Source organism: Methanococcoides mangrovi (assembly GCF_052057775.1).
Taxonomy (GTDB): Archaea; Halobacteriota; Methanosarcinia; order Methanosarcinales; family Methanosarcinaceae; genus Methanococcoides.
The window spans coordinates 212,411-228,339 of the sequence record NZ_CP195121.1; the positions used below are offsets into that span (position 1 = coordinate 212,411).

The window sequence follows — 15,929 nt, forward strand, 5'->3', positions numbered from 1 at the left end:
CGCTCTAGTTTTATATAACTAAAAGCGGGGGTTTTTATGTCCGACAAGGAATACAATAAGATACTCATAGCTACCGACGGGTCTGAGAACGCAAAGAAAGCTGCAAGGTCGGGAGTGAAGATAGCAGCTTTGAGCGGTGCAAAGGTCATTGCACTTTATGTTGTTGAGATGGAGAGCGTAGGCATTACTCCGGAAACCGTCCACAGGGACTATCTGGCATCAATGAAAATGGCTGTCAGCGAGCATATGACCAGGGAACAATGGAGCGAATTTGCACGGCTCGCAGATGATATGTGGAAATGCGAGAGGCACAGACATCTTGAAGAGAAGGGAAGTGATGTTACAGGGTATGTGAAGGACCTTTGTGAAAAGCTTGGGGCAGAAGTGGAGATACGTATCGAAGAAGGACATCCTGCAAACGTTATCCTTGATGTTGCAGAGAAAGAGAACGTGGACCTTCTGGTGATAGGCACTCTTGGAAAGACCGCAGACGGCAGGTTCAATCTCGGCAGTGTTGCTGAAAAAGTTATCAGGAACTCACCTGCAGAGCTTCTGGTCGTCAGGTAAGATCCATTCAAAGAGATCCGAAAGACAAAGAGGAAAGAGAAATTGAAAGAGGGAAAGGAGACTTAGCCCTCCATCTCTGCAAGACGGTCTGCGATCTCAAGTGCGATGCTTGCAACCTCTATTGCATCTCTTCCGAGGACACGGACCATTGGCTCTTTTCCCATGCCTCCTGCATCGGAGATTATGGCAGGGACCCTCCCATAGGAATCAATTGCATAGGTCACACCCCAGTCCATGGTATGGGTGTGTTCCGGCTCTTCTGCACGGCTGAACGAGGACATCGTAAGACCCATGTCTTCACAGATGGCCAGCACGTTCTGGGAGTATTTTATGTTGACAGATGCACGGATGTCGGGATCGAACTCCATTGTGGCAAGTACGATCCTTGCAACGTGGCTGCTTGCGCCAAAGCCTACACAACCCACTACCTTTGGCCTGCCCTGAAGCCTGACGATCCTGCCGTTCACAGCAGCAACATCGGATACCTTCCTTGCGTGTGGGAGGGCCATTGCTACATTACAGCCGACCTCCGCGACAAGCCTTCCGAAGTTGGGGTTGTTCTCAAGCATACTTACAGCTTCCTCGGTGTTGGCAAGCACTTCATCCTTTGTTGCCATCATCTGCATGTATCCCATCTGGTTCACAGGAGATACGCCTTTGCCGATGTCCCTGCTGAACAGAATCCCATATTCAACGAATTCCTTTGCATTGATGGCAGCATCCACAATGGAATGGCCTCTTGCAAGATAAGCTGTGAGTGCTGATGAATAGGTGCATCCTGAACCGTGCGTGCCTCCTTCCAGGAGCCTTCCCGGAACCTCTGAAAAGAGATCGTTCTCAGATTCATATACCAGGTCCACACCATCGGAATGCCCGCCTGTGATAATCACGTTCTTTACGCCAAGTGCAGCAATTGCCCTGGCAGCTTCCTTTGCATCCTCAAGTGAATTTATGGTGACACCGGAAAGTACCTGTGCCTCACTGATGTTAGGAGTAGTGGCATAGCTTACAGGGAGAAGCTCTTCTTTCAGGATGGAAACAGCATCTTCTTTCAGGAGGTCGCCTCCGGCCTCTGCGGCCATTACAGGGTCCACTATGATATGAAGTCCGTATTCTTTCACGCTTTGTGCCACCTGCCTGACAATGTCGGCAGATGAAAGCATCCCGGACTTTGCCCATCTTATGTCCATATCGGTGCAGACAGCATCGATCTGGTCAGAGACCACCGAAGGTGGCAGGTCGTATACACTCTTTACGCCGGTGGTGTTCTGTGAGGTTACAGAGGTTATGGCACATGTGCCGTGTACATATAATGAACCAAAGGTCTTGATGTCAGCCTCGATACCTGCCCCCCCGCCTGAATCGGATCCGGCGATAGTCAATACAACTGGTATTATGTCCATCTCGTCCATTTTACTGCCTTCTGTGATCATGAAACACAAGATTGGGCTTGTTGAATAAAAAACAAGTGGTTACATGAGGAATAATGGAACAAATTTTAAAGAGATGTGAATATATGGCCGGTCTTCGATAGGTTTATATAGAGTATTTGCAACAATGGAGAATCAAATCAGGAACTAAAGCAATAACTAAAAGCTTATTAAGTTCGGGACCAACATAGCTTATCTAAATCACATAATGCATTAGGGGCGATCAATAATGGGAAACAGACCTCTGGATATATTGAACGATGCTTTGAACACATCCGTCATTGTCAGGTTAAAGGGCACAAGGGAATTTAGAGGCATCCTTCAGGGATATGACGTACACATGAACCTTGTACTTGAAGAAGCAGAAGAACTGAGCGAAGGCGAGGTCGTGCGCAAGATCGGTGGTGTTGTGATCAGAGGAGATAACGTAGTCTATGTGTCTCCGTAACCTATAAGAATAATAGGTGCATCAGGGATAAACCTACCAATATAATTACAGCTAACAACAGTTGAGATATACTGGACATATTACATTAAATATTTACAAAAGGTGATCAAGAGATGTCAAAAGGTACTCCATCAATGGGTAAGAGACAAAAACGCACACATGCAAAATGCAGACGCTGTGGAAGCGTTTCACTCAACATCCATACAAAACAGTGCACATCATGCGGTTTCGGAAGAACATCACGCATGAGAAGCTACCAGTGGCAGAGAAAGTGCAAATACTAAAAAGAGACTAATTTTCAATCGGAGTATAAATGAAAGAAGAATGCGGCGTTGTTGGTGTGTTGATGCATGATGCGGATGCGCAGGATAAACCCGCTTCACTTCAAATATACTACTCCCTTTATGCATTACAGCACAGAGGGCAGGAATCTACCGGAATAACGGTCAGGACCGATAACACGGTCAAGTCCATCAAAGGAATGGGCCTTGTTCCGGAAGTCTATTCCAAAGATGATCTTCTGAAGCTCAAAGGTAACATTGGTGTTGGCCATGTTCGATATTCCACCACCGGAGATTCAAAGATCGAGAACTGTCAGCCTCTAATGGTCAATTACAAGAGTGGTAACGTTGCCATTGCACACAACGGCAATCTTGTGAACGGGGCTGAACTTCGGGATGAACTTGAGTCCGAAGGGCGTATTTTTATAACTAATTCCGATACCGAGGTCATAGCGCATCTTCTCGTCAAAGAGTTGCTAAAACATGACCCGATCGAATCTATCAAAGCCGTTATGACAAGACTTAGGGGATCCTACTCACTTGCCCTTATGATCGATGACCGGCTTTTTGCTGCCAGGGACCCCCTTGGATTCAAGCCATTATGCATAGGCGAGATCAGCGGCGGATATGTGGTCGCATCAGAGAGTGTGGCAATTGATACCCTCAACGGTAAACTCATAAGGGATGTAAAACCCGGAGAGGTCATTGAGATCACAGACAAAGGATTTGAAAGTTACCAGATGTTCAACGAAAAGAACGCTGCACACTGCGTTTTTGAATACATCTATTTTGCAAGGCCGGATTCCATTATTGATGGGCAGCTCGTTTACAAGGTCCGTGAAAGGATCGGCAGGGAGCTTGCAAAGGAGCATCCCGTGGAAGCTGACATCGTATCCCCTGTGCCCGACTCAGGCATCACATCAGCGATCGGGTATACAGAAGAGTCCGGCATCAACTACCAGGAAGGCCTGATGAAGAATCGTTACATAGGACGAACATTCATCATTCCGGGACAGGCAATGAGAGAAACTGCTGTACGCCTTAAGATGAACACGATCTCAGAGAACCTTAAGGATAAGAAGGTAATTCTCATTGACGACAGCATCGTACGCGGAACAACTTCCCGGCGTATTATCGAGATGGTACGCAAAGCAGGTGCAAAAGAGGTACACGCAAGGATCGGAAGTCCTGCGATCATTGCCCCATGCTACATGGGTATTGATATGGCCTCAAGGGAAGAGCTCATAGCTGCAAAACAATCAGTTGACAAGGTAAGAGAAGCAATTACTGCAGATTCACTCGGATACCTTAGTATAGACGGCCTTGTCAAAGCAATTGGTATTGACAGGAATGAGCTTTGTCTTGGATGTCTTAACGAGCTTTATCCTGTGGAGATCCCCGGCGAGATATGCCACCGCAAGCAGCTCAGCCTTGATGAGTTCGGGGAAGAGGATCAATCCTGATCCATTATTTTTTCAAGATATCCATCTAAAACAGGTATTATCCTGATCCATGCATATCCCATGATCATACCAATCAGAGCTCCTGCGATCACATCCGACGGATAATGGACACCTGCAAACACACGACTTATAGCCATCAGCAAAGCACCTGTCCACAGAAAGGGACTGTATCTTCCTGCCTTTGAATGCAGGAACATTGCTGTCGCAAATGCCATTGCAGAGTGAGTACTTGGAAGAGAATAGCCTGTTGCTTCAACCACAAAGCGAATATCTTCAGGCCTGGGAACCATTAAGACCGATTTAAGAACGGTACATACCACCCATACAGAGATCCCGGTCATGCCATAATAGATCGCAGTCCTCCTTGAACTGTAAATGAAAAGACAGAGCCCTATCAATGCCCACAAAGGACCTTGCCCTATGACGGAAAGGAACACCATAAGAGGGTCCAATGCCGGAAAAGAGTTCAGCAGTTCAACTACCTGAAGCTCCAGGGATGAGAACGACATAAATAATTGTAGGAACTGTATAGGATAAACATTTTTGCAACAGAGATTCCCCGACATGTCCGAAAATAACAAATGGCAGTTCTGGATCGACAGAGGAGGCACATTCACCGACGTTGTTGCCAGACAACCGGACGGAAGCATTGTAACGCACAAGCTGCTCTCAGAAGACCCTGAACACTACGATGACGCAGCAATACAGGGCATACGCCGGATACTTGGCATTCAAAATGACGATGAACTGCCCACGGAAAAGATCGAGTGCATTAAGATGGGGACAACTGTGGGAACCAATGCCCTCCTGGAAAGGAAGGGTGAAAGGTCCGCACTTGTGATCACAAAAGGTTTCAGGGATGCCCTGCGGATCGGTTACCAGAACAGGCCGGAGATATTTTCACTGGACATCGAACTGCCCAGCGTCCTCTATGAGCAGGCCATCGAAGTGGAGGAGAGGGTCAGCTCCAAAGGCGAGGAACTGGTACCTGTTAACGAAGAAAAAGCAAGAAAGGAACTCGAAGACATCTATGCAAGCGGCATACGTTCACTTGCAGTTGTGCTTATGCACTCATACCGGTATCCTGAACACGAGCTTCTCATTGAAAAAATAGCAAAGGAGATCGGTTTTGAACACATCTCCCTTTCCCATAAAGTGAGTCCCCTGATAAAGATCATAGGTCGTGGGGAGACCACCATGGTGGATACATATCTCTCACCGGTACTGCAGAGATATGTGAACAGGATACTTACTGTCCTGAATGCCAGTAGCAATGATACAAGATTATTGTTCATGCAGTCCAATGGAGGACTGACCGATGCGATGTCTTTCAGGGGAAAGGACAGCATTCTTTCAGGACCTGCAGGAGGCATCGTCGGGGCTGCAAGGGTCTCCGAAATGGCAGGGTTCGATAAAATAATCGGTTTCGACATGGGTGGAACATCCACAGATGTAGCACATTATGACGGGGAATACGAACGTTCCTTTGAGAACGAAGTTGCAGGGATACACCTCTGTTCACCCATGATGAACATCCACACCGTTGCAGCCGGCGGAGGGTCCATTTTGCACTTTGAGGAAGGAAGGTTCCAGGTGGGACCGGATTCCGCAGGTTCTGATCCCGGACCCTCATGTTACAGGAAAGGAGGACCCCTTACGGTCACAGACTGCAACGTAATGCTCTCAAAGATCATCCCCGAATTCTTCCCGTCGGTCTTCGGGAAATCAGGGAAACTCCCACTGGATGCCGGTGTGGTTCGATCCGATTTTGCCTTGCTTGCAGAGAGAGTGTCTGAAGATACAGGGAAAGACATAACTCCCGAGGAAGTTGCAGAAGGTTTCCTGACAGTTGCTGTCGAGAACATGGCAAATGCCATCAAGAGGATATCTATCCAGAGAGGTTATGACCTGAAGGATTACACACTGTGTTGTTTCGGAGGCGCAGGGGCACAGCATGCATGCCTTGTTGCAGATTCCCTTGGAATGTCACGGGTCTTCATTCACCCCTATGCAGGAGTGTTGTCCGCCTATGGAATGGGGCTGGCAGACCAGAGGATGATACTCGAAAGATCTGTGGAGCAGGAACTTACTGAGTACACGATCAATAATATCCGAAAGCTGTTCGATGAGATGAAGACCGACGGGATCGCTGCTATGAAAGAAAAGGGGATCTCAAAAGACCTCGTTCTCGAACATAAGCTCCATGTGAGATACAGTGGCACGGACACTTCCCTTGAGATCGTTTTCGATAAAATGGAGCAGATCAGGGAAAACTTCCGGGAAGCTCACAGGAAGCAGTTCGGTTTTGTAATGGAAGACCGGGAACTTGTAGTATCCAGTATAACACTGGAACTCATAAAACTGAATGAGATCCCGGGAGAGATATTAGCTGACGGGACAGTAACAGAGGAATGCTGCTGTGAGACCACCGTTGAGATGTATACCTGCAAAAAATACCACCGAACACCTGTCTTCATTAGGAAATGCCTGAAACCGGGTCATGTGGTGACAGGACCTGCACTTATAATTGAGAACACAACGACCATTGTTGTGGAACCATCGTGGAAAGCTGAGATCACACCTCTTGACCACATCGTCCTTACACGCAGCGAACCCCGGGCAGAACGTGTTGCCATTGGAATAGATGCTGACCCGGTAATGCTCGAGGTGTTCAACAACCGCTTCATGTCTGTTGCCGAGCAGATGGGATACCGATTGCAGAACACTGCCCACTCTGTAAACATCAAGGAACGGCTGGACTTCTCATGTGCCATTTTCGACAATGAAGGCAACCTCATAGCCAACGCACCCCACATTCCGGTCCATCTTGGATCCATGGAGGAAGCTGTCAAGGCCACTATCCGGTCAGCTAAAGGTAGTATGAGATCAGGGGATGCCTGGATGCTCAATTCCCCTTATGCAGGAGGTACGCATCTTCCCGACATCACAGTCATATCACCTGTCTTCTGCAAAAAAGAAGAAGTGCAGTTCTATGTGGCATCCCGTGGTCACCATGCGGATATCGGTGGAGTTACACCCGGCTCCATGCCCCCAAAGAGCAAAACGATATATGAAGAAGGGATCCTGATCGAGAACTTCAAACTGATGGACGGAGGCAAATTCCGGGAACATGAGGTTCTGGAACTTATGAGATCCGGCGATAAACCTGCACGCAATCCCGTGCAGAACATAGCAGACCTCAAGGCACAGGTGGCTGCCAATGAGAAAGGGATACAACAGCTTGAGAAGATGGTTGATAAATATTCACTTGAGACGGTCAGTTCATACATGCAGCACGTACAGGACAACGCTGAGGAAGCTGTCAGGAGGGTAATCGGGGTGCTCCACGATGGAGCCTTCACATACACACTTGATGACGGCAGCCAGATATGTGTGACCATTACCATCGACCATGAGAAACGCTCAGCTACCATCGATCTTACCGGCACCTCATCACAGCAGGAAAGCAATTTCAATGCACCTGCCTCAATTTGCAGGGCTGCTGTTCTCTATGTGTTCCGCACCCTGGTAAAAGAGAACATCCCGCTAAATGCAGGGTGCATGAGACCTCTTGCGATCATCATACCGCAAGGGTGCCTTTTGAACCCGTCATCTCCTGCTGCTGTGGTGGCAGGAAATGTCGAAACCTCGCAATACATTGTTGATTCCCTCTACGCTGCGCTTGGAGTAATGGCAGCATCCCAGGGTACAATGAACAATTTAACCTTCGGCAACCATGAATACCAGTATTATGAGACGATCTGTGGGGGGTCCGGTGCAGGAGACGGCTTTAACGGGACAGATGCCGTGCAGACCCACATGACCAATTCCCGGATAACCGACCCTGAGGTGCTGGAACTGCGATTTCCGGTGCTGCTTGAGGAATTCTCAATAAGGAAGGGAAGCGGAGGCGAGGGGCGATACACAGGCGGCAATGGTGTTGTACGCAGGGTACGGTTACTTGAAAAGATGAAGGCTGCCATCCTTTCCTCACACAGGAAATATCCTCCTTTCGGAATGAACGGTGCAGAGAGTGGAAAATGTGGCAGGAACTTTGTGATAAGGAAAAATGGGAATACCGAAAATATCGAAGGAACCGCCGAGGTAGATATGGATGAAGGGGACGTCTTCGTGATAGAGACACCCGGAGGCGGAGGTTTCGGGAAATTGAGATGAGACCACAACCAAGGGAAAAGTATCTTCAACGGAAAAGTTCCCTGAAATATCGTTCCCTTGCATTAAGGAAATCCTTTGTGATATTGTAGTGGTCGGTATCCTCATATTCGACCTCCTTTATGCGTTCGCCATCAAAATCGAGTATGCAGGAGTTAGGGTACCCCATTAATATGGGAGAATGTGTGGCAATTATGAACTGTGCCTTGCCGCTTGATTCCATATCATGGATAATCTTCAGGAGGGACAGTTGCCTCAACGGAGAGAGGGCAGCCTCAGGTTCATCCAGCAGATACATCCCGTTCCCGAACCTGTTGTTAAAAAGGGAAAGGAACGATTCTCCGTGGGACTGCTCATGAAGGGACTTGCCACCATAGGCGTCATAAGCCCTGCCATCGATCTTCTGGAGCTCATCGATATGGGATGCAAAATCGTAGAAAGTTTCCGACCTCAGGAAAAAGCCCTCTGTTACCTTAGGCATCCATGAGAATCGGAGGTGTTCACCGAAAACCGAACCGGACCTTTGGACATCATAAAGGTTATTTCGACTTCCCCCTGCAGTATTGAAACCTGCCTGATGAGCTATGGCCTCCAGCATTGTGGACTTGCCGGAACCGTTCTCGCCTACAAAGAACGTCACATTGCCTGTCAGTTCGAGTTCCCGGAAGTTCCTGATAACAGGAATTGTGAAAGGATATGTGCTGTTATCGACTTCTATAGAATCCCTTAATGAAATTGTCCTTAAGAACATAATAATTATCCCGAAACAAACTATTTTTAAATTGAACTATCATTGTCTTAAAGAAGCAAATACAGGATGACTGAAGATCAAGATCAGAAGAACTCTGCCAGCGTCTTCTGCCCCTTGCTTTCCTGAAGGCTGCCCACACGCACACCTATACGCCTAAGATTGAGGGTACTGCTATCCAGCAACTCATCCATGATCTGGTGCGAGATATCCAGCAGAATTTCTTTTTCTGCAACAGGGTGGCTCAATGTACGGCTTCTGGTGATGGTCCTGAAATTGGAATGGATGACCGTAACAGTGATCGATCTGAAAGACACATTCCGTCCCCGGACCTTTCCGAAAACATCAACCACAAGTTCGTCCAGCAGGGACATCACAAGATCCCTCTTGCGGGTATCATGGATCAGCGAGGCCATCCTGCCTATCTGGTCAGAGGCGGTCTTCTCCTTTACAGGACTGTCATCGATACCCGATGCTGCCATTTTCAACCAGGTGCCACGGGTCTTTCCGAAAGCCTCTATAAGCTCCTGCACATCGCACTCTGCAAGCTGGCTCACGGTCTCAATGCCCATTTCGGACAGCTTCTCTTCCGTTACGTTTCCTATGCCCCAGAGCTTTGATACCGGCATTTCCTTAAGAAAATCCCCCACCTCGCTATCACGAATGAGAGTTATACCATCCGGTTTCTGCCGAGAGGATGCCATCTTGGCAATTATCTTGTTCGGACCGATGCCCACCGAGCATGTAAGGTCCTCTGTCCCTTTTACGTCCGCTTTGATACGCTTTGCGATCTCCTCAGCCCTGTCAAAGTCACCACCTGCCCCGTCAGTTATCTCAATGAAGGCCTCATCGATGCTTATCTTTTCAAAAAGTTCGCCATCACCATCGGCATATGACCTCAGGATCTCCATTATACGGTCCGACACCTCTGTGTAGAACTCTTTCCTGACCGGCAGGTAGACCGCATCCGGTTTGATGGACTTCGCGAGTCGGCATGGCATGGCAGAATGTATCCCTGCTTCCCTGGCAATGTAATTGCAGGTGCTTACAGCACCTCCTTCCTCACCCCTGTTGGAATACATGCAGACAACAACGGCCCTGTCTTTGATAGAAGGGTCCTCACGCTCTTCGATGGCTGCGTAGAAGTAGTCCATATCAACATGGAGGATTATCCGGGACATTGTAAACCAAATATCTAGAAGATCAGTATTAAGGATTTGGCAAGTGGAGTGAAAGTAAGTCAAAAGTGAAATAATCAATGGAAAAAGAATATCAAAATGAGAAGTTTCAGAAAAACTTCTCAGGATCTATTTTCAATTACCACACTTGCATCCTCATCGAAAGGATTTGTCCTCATTGCCAGTGAGAAAAGGAAAGGATAATTGGCCTTTTCATACTCCATGTATTCCAGCCATTCGCGTGTCAGCAGGCTGTATACCCTCTTGATGTCACCTGAGAGGTGCATCTGGTCGGTTTCCGGAAGGGCTGAAAGGTCTTCCCTGTAGTCAAACTCTTCGAGCATATGGAAGACAGCGCGGATCAACTCGGTGAAAGACTCATGCTCGAACATCGCCGGATTCTGGAGCAGGGATAACATGAACTCCCTTTTTGCGACCAGTGATGAAGAGAATGAGACAAGATCTATCTTGCTTACATCGACCTGATAATCATAGTGTCCAAGGAAATTCTCAAGTTCATCGAACTCACTGTCCGACCAGTCATTCTCTATGACAAATTTATCCCTCACTTTGTCAAGATGAGGATCTGCATCAGAGATCACCGCAAGAAGTTTGGTACCCACTTCGCTGAAGAAGCTCCCGATGATCATGTTCAGTTTTTCCTCACGGTGCTTTTTCTCGATACTCTCAAGGAAGTGATGGATGATCAGTGATGCCAGCAGCACTTCTATGGGTACAAAGGCGATCCTTCCGACAAGATAGATCCAGATGTGGTGCGAATCATGGAATACCAGATAATGCGCCAGATGGATGATGGCCGATGCCAGAACAAGACCGAATCCAAATAAGATATATTTTGAACGATTATCCATATATTTCACTCCTAATTACTTTGATTTTTAAATGTATTAAATGCTTAGATGCAGAAAGAAGTTTATAGATCGATCAATCAATCAATCAATCAATCAATCAATCAATCAATCAATCAATCAATCAATCAATCAATCAATCAATCAATCAATCAATCCTTGAAGGACACAACTCTGCCACCACGCACATCCCACACTTCGGCTTCTTCGCATCGCAGACACGACGGCCGTGAAGGATAAGGGTCATTGAAAGGTCATCCCATTCATGCTGTTCTGCAAGTTTCATGAGGTCCTTTTCGATCCTCTTCGGATCGGTGTTCTCTGTCAGCCCGAGCTTGCCGGAAACCCTTTTCACATGAGTGTCCACGGCAACACCTTCCACTTTACCAAAACCCCTTGCAAGCACTATGTTGGCAGTCTTCCTTGCAACTCCGGGCAGGGATGTCAGGTCCTCCATGGTATCCGGAACCTTGCCTCCGAACTCAGAGATGATCAACTGGGATGCTTTCTTGATGTTCTTTGACTTTGCACGATAGAAGCCGGTCGAATAGATCTCCTTTTCCAGATCATTGATATCGGCAGCTGCAAGCGACCCGACATCCGGATACTTCCTGAAAAGCTCAGCTGTCACCCTGTTCACCTGCGCATCCGTACATTGTGCTGAAAGGATTGTCGCGATCAGGAGCTCGAACTCGTTGGTGTAGTCAAGTTCGGGCTGTGGATCAGGATATTCTCTTTTCAGCAGGGACCATATTTGGTCGAAGTTCTCAGTATTGTCCATTGTGATCCTCACAGGTATTTTGTTAGCACAATACAAAACGTTTTCCTGAAAAAGAGTTCCATTTCAGGAGACTAACTTTCCTGACCTACCGTGGAAGCACATTGAAATAAATAAAGAGATAATATGGAATAACATGGCCTTTCCCGAATTGTTCAACACAGGAACTGACATGCTAAGTGTCCTGAAGACCATTGACAGCCTTGTTTGGGGACCTCCACTCCTTCTTTTCCTTGTGGGGACAGGAATATACCTCACGATCAGTCTGGGCCTCATACAGGTATTCCGGCTACCACTGGCATTACGTTATGTGATCAGACCTGACCCAAAGGACAATGACAACGAAGGTGATATCTCAAGTTTCGCAGCTCTCACAACGGCCCTTGCAGCAACGATAGGAACAGGGAACATCGTTGGTGTCGCCACCGCCATAAAGGCCGGTGGACCGGGAGCACTTTTCTGGATGTGGCTGGCAGCCTTCTTCGGGATGGCAACAAAGTATGCCGAATGCATGCTCGCGGTGAAGTATAGGACTGTGGACGAGAACGGACAGATGGCTGGTGGGCCCATGCATTACATCACAAAAGGACTATCAGACAGGCCCTACAGCAAACCACTTGCGATCTTCTTTGCCTTTAGCGGCGTCGGAGTTGCATTCTTTGGGATAGGCATTTTCCCGCAGGTCAATGCCATAGCTGATTCTGCATCCATTACGCTCAATGTACCCCCGCTATACACGGCAATTGTGATCACGGTGCTGGTAGCCATGGTAACGATCGGAGGCATCCAGAACATTGCAAAGGTGGCGAAGATTCTGGTCCCTTTCATGGCTGTGGCATATGTACTTGGATGCCTGATCATAATAATATTGAATCTGGAGTTGCTGCCATCTACGGTCTCACAGATAATACGCTCAGCATTCACACCAACGGCTGCAGCAGGAGGATTCCTCGGGTCTACCATGATACTGGCTGTACAGATGGGGATTGCAAGAGGGGTATTCTCCAATGAGTCCGGACTTGGGAGTGCACCCATCGCTGCAGCTGCTGCAAGGATCAGGGAGCCTGCAAAGCAGGGCCTCATATCCATGACAGGTACCTTCTTCGATACCATAATCATCTGTACTATGACAGGTATCGTCCTTGTGATGACAGGAGCCTGGACAAGTGAATATGAAGGTGCCTACATGACCTCCTATGCATTCTCCACAGGGATGGAAAGCATTGGCTCCTATATCGTTGGCATAGGACTGATGTTCTTTGCATTCACAACCATACTCGGATGGAACTACTACGGTGAAAGATGTGTTCAGTTCCTTGTGGGTGTCCGGGGGATCATGCCTTACAGGATCGCCTACATCGCTCTTGTGGGAGGTGGAGTGTACCTGACACTGGACACCATCTGGGTTCTTGCAGACATCGTTAACGGACTGATGGTCATACCCAACCTGATAGCAATTCTGGCGCTTCGCAAGGTCATCGTGAAGGAGACGCGGAAATACTTCGATGGTCTCGAGGAATAAAGCAAAAGCTACCCCATAGGCTATCAGGTCATGAGCAGTGAATAGCAATAAGGTATATGCAAAGGAATGATCAGAAAAATAAAATAAATAAAAATAAAAAAGAGATGAGTTTCGGGTTTACTGTAACCCGAACTTCTCAATGTTCTCGTCAGCGAGCGCCTGGATCTGCTTGATGATCTCATCTCCGCCTTCCTTTGTGAAAAGGTGCTTGAAACGACGCTGCATCTTGAGGTAATCTTCTACAGGTTTTGGATTCCTGACCTTCTTGACTGTGGTGATCTCACCGTTCTCCATCTCATAGAGTGGCCAGAGGCATGTCTCAACAGCCATCTTTGCGACCTCTACGGTCTTGGAAGTGTCGAATCCCCATCCGGTTGTACATGGTGCGTGTGCGTGCACGTAGGTAGGACCTTCGACGTCCACTGCTGTCTTGACCTTCCTGATCATGTCCTTTGGATATCCGATGGAAGTTGTTGCAACGTATGGTGAACCGTGTGCAGCCATGATCGCAGGCATGTTCTTCTTTGGACGGATGTTACCGAAGGAGACCTCACCTGCAGGACTGGTGGTAGTGGTTGCTGCAAATGGTGTTGCACCACTTCTCTGAACACCTGTGTTCATGTATGCTTCGTTGTCGATACAGACGAATGTGAAATCATGTCCTCTCTCGAATGCACCGGACACTGAACGCATACCGATATCGAGTGTTGCACCGTCACCGCCCATTGCGATGATCTTGGTCTTGCCCATCTCGCCCTTTGCCTTGAGAGCAGCCTCTACACCGGATGCAACTGCTGCGTTGTTCTCGAAGAGTGAGTGGATCCATGGAACCTCCCATGAGGATTCCGGATATGGGGTTGTCATGACCTCAAGACATCCGGTAGGACTGACAACGATACAGTCCTCACCTGCTGCCATGAGAGTGAACTTTGCAGCCATTGCGTCACAGCAACCTGCACATCCCCTGTGTCCTGGAGCTAACAGTGATTTCATAACAATTCCTCCTTCAGGTCAGTGAACTGGCTTTCGACAGTGATACCTGAATCCATTACTTTCTTTGCCTCGTCAATGATGAACTCAATTGTGCTCATCGGGATGTCACGACCTCCCTGACCGATCATATAGCCGATGATCGGGACATTGACGTCTGTGTTGTACATCTTTGCCTTGGTCTCTGTGAACAGTGCACCCTCGTTAAGACCGATGGAGATGTTCTTGTCGAGTGCGACAACGACCTTAGCATCCTTGATAACGTTCTTGATAGCTTCGGTTGGGAACGGACGGAATGATCTTACCTTCAGCAGACCGACCTTGACACCATTTGCCCTGAGCTTGTCAACAACATCCTTGATGGTACCGACAATGGAACCCATTGCCATGAGGATGATATCTGCATCATCTGTCTCGTAGGTGTCTATAAGGCCACCATAGTACCTTCCAAAGATATCATAGAACTCAGCAGCAGCGTCCTCGATCTTCTTCAATGCCTTGTCCATTGCCTGCTGCTGGAGGAACCTGAACTCAGTGTATGAGTCAGGATCTGCGAATGCGCCGAAGGTCTTAGGGTTCTTCGGGTCAAGCTTGTACTCAGGCTCGAACGGTGGCAGGTATTCTGCTACAAGATCATCATCAAGAAGGACGACAGGTTCGTAGACGTGGGACAGGATAAAACCATCCATACAGGTCATTACCGGAAGCAGGATGTCCGGATCCTCAGCGATCTTGAATGCCTGTGCGGTCATGTCGGAGATCTCCTGTGTGTCCTCTGCATAGAGCTGGATCCAGCCGGTGTCTCTCTGGGAGATGGAATCCTGCTGGTCGTTCCAGATGTTGATAGGTGCACTGACTGCCCTGTTCGCAATGGTCATTACAATAGGTAACCTCATACCTGAGACGTTGAACAGAACTTCGTGCATAAGTTCAAGACCCTGGGAGGTTGTTGCGGAGTAACTCCTTGCACCTGCAGCGGATGAACCGACCAGTGCGGAAAGTGCGGAGAACTCGGACTCTACCATTATGTATTCACATTTTGGGATCTCACCGTCAGCAATGAACTGGGAAAGCTCTTCTACGATATGGGTCTGTGGTGTGATCGGATATGCAGAGATCACATTTGGTCTGCATGACTTTACAGCACTTGCGACCGCATAGGAACCTTCTACAACGACCATGTTCTTCTTGTCTTCTTCATAATTACGGCGCATTTATTTCTCCTCCAGAACCATCTCAATAGCGTCCTTTGGACATTCGTTAGCACAAATACCGCATCCCTTGCAGAAATCATAGTTGAACTCAAAGAAGCCATCGTCCCTTGGATCGATCGAAGCGTCCGGACATAAGAGCTCACAGAGCTTGCATTTGATGCATTTGTCATAATCATAAACAGGTTTGAATGTTCTCCATCCACCGGTCTTGTTAACAATGGTGGAACCCGGAGCACAAACGCCTCCTGGTGGAATAGTTGCCATTATT

The 15,929-nt window shown here is 48.0% G+C and carries 15 protein-coding genes; 6 read left to right on the top strand and 9 right to left on the bottom strand.

All coding sequences use genetic code 11. The annotated features are described in order from the left end of the window. Positions 1–36: 36 nt before the first annotated feature. Positions 37–567 carry a universal stress protein gene (locus ACR3I3_RS01090; RefSeq protein ID WP_440952743.1) on the top strand — a complete coding sequence of 177 codons (531 nt, stop codon included), beginning with the start codon at positions 37–39 and terminating at the stop codon, positions 565–567. Positions 568–629: 62 nt separating this feature from the next. On the opposite strand, the gene thiD is transcribed toward ACR3I3_RS01090, so the two are convergent. Then, positions 630–1,970, bottom strand: coding sequence for a bifunctional hydroxymethylpyrimidine kinase/phosphomethylpyrimidine kinase (gene thiD / locus ACR3I3_RS01095; protein WP_440953717.1), 1,341 nt, complete (start codon positions 1,968–1,970; stop codon positions 630–632). A 256-nt stretch (positions 1,971–2,226) separates the two neighbouring features. Between thiD and ACR3I3_RS01100 the strand changes: the two genes are divergently transcribed. The 3 genes from ACR3I3_RS01100 to purF all read left to right on the top strand — a co-directional run bounded on the left by ACR3I3_RS01100 (position 2,227) and on the right by purF (position 4,189). Further along, on the top strand, positions 2,227–2,445 hold the full coding sequence (locus tag ACR3I3_RS01100) for an LSM domain-containing protein (RefSeq protein ID WP_091689548.1): 219 nt from the start codon (positions 2,227–2,229) through the stop codon (positions 2,443–2,445). A gap of 113 nt (positions 2,446–2,558) precedes the next feature. Next, positions 2,559–2,729, top strand: coding sequence for a 50S ribosomal protein L37e (locus ACR3I3_RS01105; RefSeq protein ID WP_440952744.1), 171 nt, complete (start codon positions 2,559–2,561; stop codon positions 2,727–2,729). A 29-nt stretch (positions 2,730–2,758) separates the two neighbouring features. Next, positions 2,759–4,189 (top strand): amidophosphoribosyltransferase, encoded by a 1,431-nt coding sequence (gene purF, locus ACR3I3_RS01110; protein ID WP_440952745.1) that lies wholly within the window; start codon positions 2,759–2,761, stop codon positions 4,187–4,189. Here the strand turns inward: purF and ACR3I3_RS01115 are convergent. Beyond that, on the bottom strand, positions 4,180–4,698 hold the full coding sequence (locus ACR3I3_RS01115; RefSeq protein ID WP_440952746.1) for a phosphatase PAP2 family protein: 519 nt from the start codon (positions 4,696–4,698) through the stop codon (positions 4,180–4,182). The two genes, purF and ACR3I3_RS01115, sit on opposite strands and share 10 nt — an antisense overlap. Positions 4,699–4,753: 55 nt before the next feature. Here ACR3I3_RS01115 and ACR3I3_RS01120 point away from each other — a divergent pair, with 55 nt between their 5' ends. Further along, positions 4,754–8,365: a hydantoinase B/oxoprolinase family protein gene (locus tag ACR3I3_RS01120; RefSeq protein ID WP_440952747.1), complete on the top strand. Its 3,612-nt coding sequence runs from the start codon at positions 4,754–4,756 to the stop codon at positions 8,363–8,365. A 25-nt stretch (positions 8,366–8,390) separates the two neighbouring features. Here ACR3I3_RS01120 and ACR3I3_RS01125 read toward each other — a convergent pair whose 3' ends face one another. The 4 genes from ACR3I3_RS01125 to nth all read right to left on the bottom strand — a co-directional run bounded on the left by ACR3I3_RS01125 (position 8,391) and on the right by nth (position 11,938). Further along, a complete protein-coding gene (locus tag ACR3I3_RS01125; protein ID WP_440952748.1) occupies positions 8,391–9,113 on the bottom strand; it encodes an AAA family ATPase in 723 nt (240 codons plus the stop codon). 83 nt (positions 9,114–9,196) lie between these two features. Further along, positions 9,197–10,291, bottom strand: coding sequence for a DNA polymerase IV (dinB, locus tag ACR3I3_RS01130; protein ID WP_440952749.1), 1,095 nt, complete (start codon positions 10,289–10,291; stop codon positions 9,197–9,199). A 119-nt stretch (positions 10,292–10,410) separates the two neighbouring features. Continuing rightward, positions 10,411–11,160 carry a hypothetical protein gene (locus tag ACR3I3_RS01135; protein WP_440952750.1) on the bottom strand — a complete coding sequence of 250 codons (750 nt, stop codon included), beginning with the start codon at positions 11,158–11,160 and terminating at the stop codon, positions 10,411–10,413. Positions 11,161–11,305: 145 nt separating this feature from the next. Beyond that, a complete protein-coding gene (gene nth, locus ACR3I3_RS01140) occupies positions 11,306–11,938 on the bottom strand; it encodes an endonuclease III (RefSeq protein WP_440952751.1) in 633 nt (210 codons plus the stop codon). A gap of 133 nt (positions 11,939–12,071) precedes the next feature. On the opposite strand from nth, the gene ACR3I3_RS01145 reads away from it, so the two are divergent. Next, entirely contained in the window at positions 12,072–13,457 is a 1,386-nt protein-coding gene (locus ACR3I3_RS01145; RefSeq protein ID WP_440952752.1) for an alanine/glycine:cation symporter family protein, read from the top strand. Positions 13,458–13,574: 117 nt separating this feature from the next. On the opposite strand, the gene porB is transcribed toward ACR3I3_RS01145, so the two are convergent. The 3 genes from porB to porD are packed head-to-tail and all read right to left on the bottom strand — an operon-like array spanning position 13,575 to position 15,925. After that, positions 13,575–14,450: a pyruvate synthase subunit PorB gene (porB, locus tag ACR3I3_RS01150; protein WP_440952753.1), complete on the bottom strand. Its 876-nt coding sequence runs from the start codon at positions 14,448–14,450 to the stop codon at positions 13,575–13,577. Then, positions 14,447–15,661 (bottom strand): pyruvate synthase subunit PorA, encoded by a 1,215-nt coding sequence (porA, locus tag ACR3I3_RS01155; RefSeq protein ID WP_440952754.1) that lies wholly within the window; start codon positions 15,659–15,661, stop codon positions 14,447–14,449. Before porA ends, porB begins: the two co-directional genes overlap by 4 nt. Beyond that, positions 15,662–15,925 (bottom strand): pyruvate synthase subunit PorD, encoded by a 264-nt coding sequence (porD, locus tag ACR3I3_RS01160; protein WP_440952755.1) that lies wholly within the window; start codon positions 15,923–15,925, stop codon positions 15,662–15,664. It lies immediately after the preceding gene. Between the last annotated feature and the right edge of the window lie 4 nt (positions 15,926–15,929).

What these genes read in the sequence shown, in the direction of transcription:
- ACR3I3_RS01145 (WP_440952752.1), top strand. Translation starts at nt 12,072, where the DNA reads ATGGCCTTTCCCGAATTGTTCAACACAGGAACTGACATGCTAAGTGTC.
- ACR3I3_RS01125 (WP_440952748.1), bottom strand. Translation starts at nt 9,113, where the DNA reads ATGTTCTTAAGGACAATTTCATTAAGGGATTCTATAGAAGTCGATAAC.
- ACR3I3_RS01100 (WP_091689548.1), top strand. Translation starts at nt 2,227, where the DNA reads ATGGGAAACAGACCTCTGGATATATTGAACGATGCTTTGAACACATCC.
- dinB (WP_440952749.1), bottom strand. Translation starts at nt 10,291, where the DNA reads ATGTCCCGGATAATCCTCCATGTTGATATGGACTACTTCTACGCAGCC.
- ACR3I3_RS01090 (WP_440952743.1), top strand. Translation starts at nt 37, where the DNA reads ATGTCCGACAAGGAATACAATAAGATACTCATAGCTACCGACGGGTCT.
- ACR3I3_RS01105 (WP_440952744.1), top strand. Translation starts at nt 2,559, where the DNA reads ATGTCAAAAGGTACTCCATCAATGGGTAAGAGACAAAAACGCACACAT.
- nth (WP_440952751.1), bottom strand. Translation starts at nt 11,938, where the DNA reads ATGGACAATACTGAGAACTTCGACCAAATATGGTCCCTGCTGAAAAGA.
- thiD (WP_440953717.1), bottom strand. Translation starts at nt 1,970, where the DNA reads ATGGACATAATACCAGTTGTATTGACTATCGCCGGATCCGATTCAGGC.
- purF (WP_440952745.1), top strand. Translation starts at nt 2,759, where the DNA reads ATGAAAGAAGAATGCGGCGTTGTTGGTGTGTTGATGCATGATGCGGAT.
- porD (WP_440952755.1), bottom strand. Translation starts at nt 15,925, where the DNA reads ATGGCAACTATTCCACCAGGAGGCGTTTGTGCTCCGGGTTCCACCATT.
- porB (WP_440952753.1), bottom strand. Translation starts at nt 14,450, where the DNA reads ATGAAATCACTGTTAGCTCCAGGACACAGGGGATGTGCAGGTTGCTGT.
- porA (WP_440952754.1), bottom strand. Translation starts at nt 15,661, where the DNA reads ATGCGCCGTAATTATGAAGAAGACAAGAAGAACATGGTCGTTGTAGAA.
- ACR3I3_RS01115 (WP_440952746.1), bottom strand. Translation starts at nt 4,698, where the DNA reads ATGTCGTTCTCATCCCTGGAGCTTCAGGTAGTTGAACTGCTGAACTCT.
- ACR3I3_RS01135 (WP_440952750.1), bottom strand. Translation starts at nt 11,160, where the DNA reads ATGGATAATCGTTCAAAATATATCTTATTTGGATTCGGTCTTGTTCTG.
- ACR3I3_RS01120 (WP_440952747.1), top strand. Translation starts at nt 4,754, where the DNA reads ATGTCCGAAAATAACAAATGGCAGTTCTGGATCGACAGAGGAGGCACA.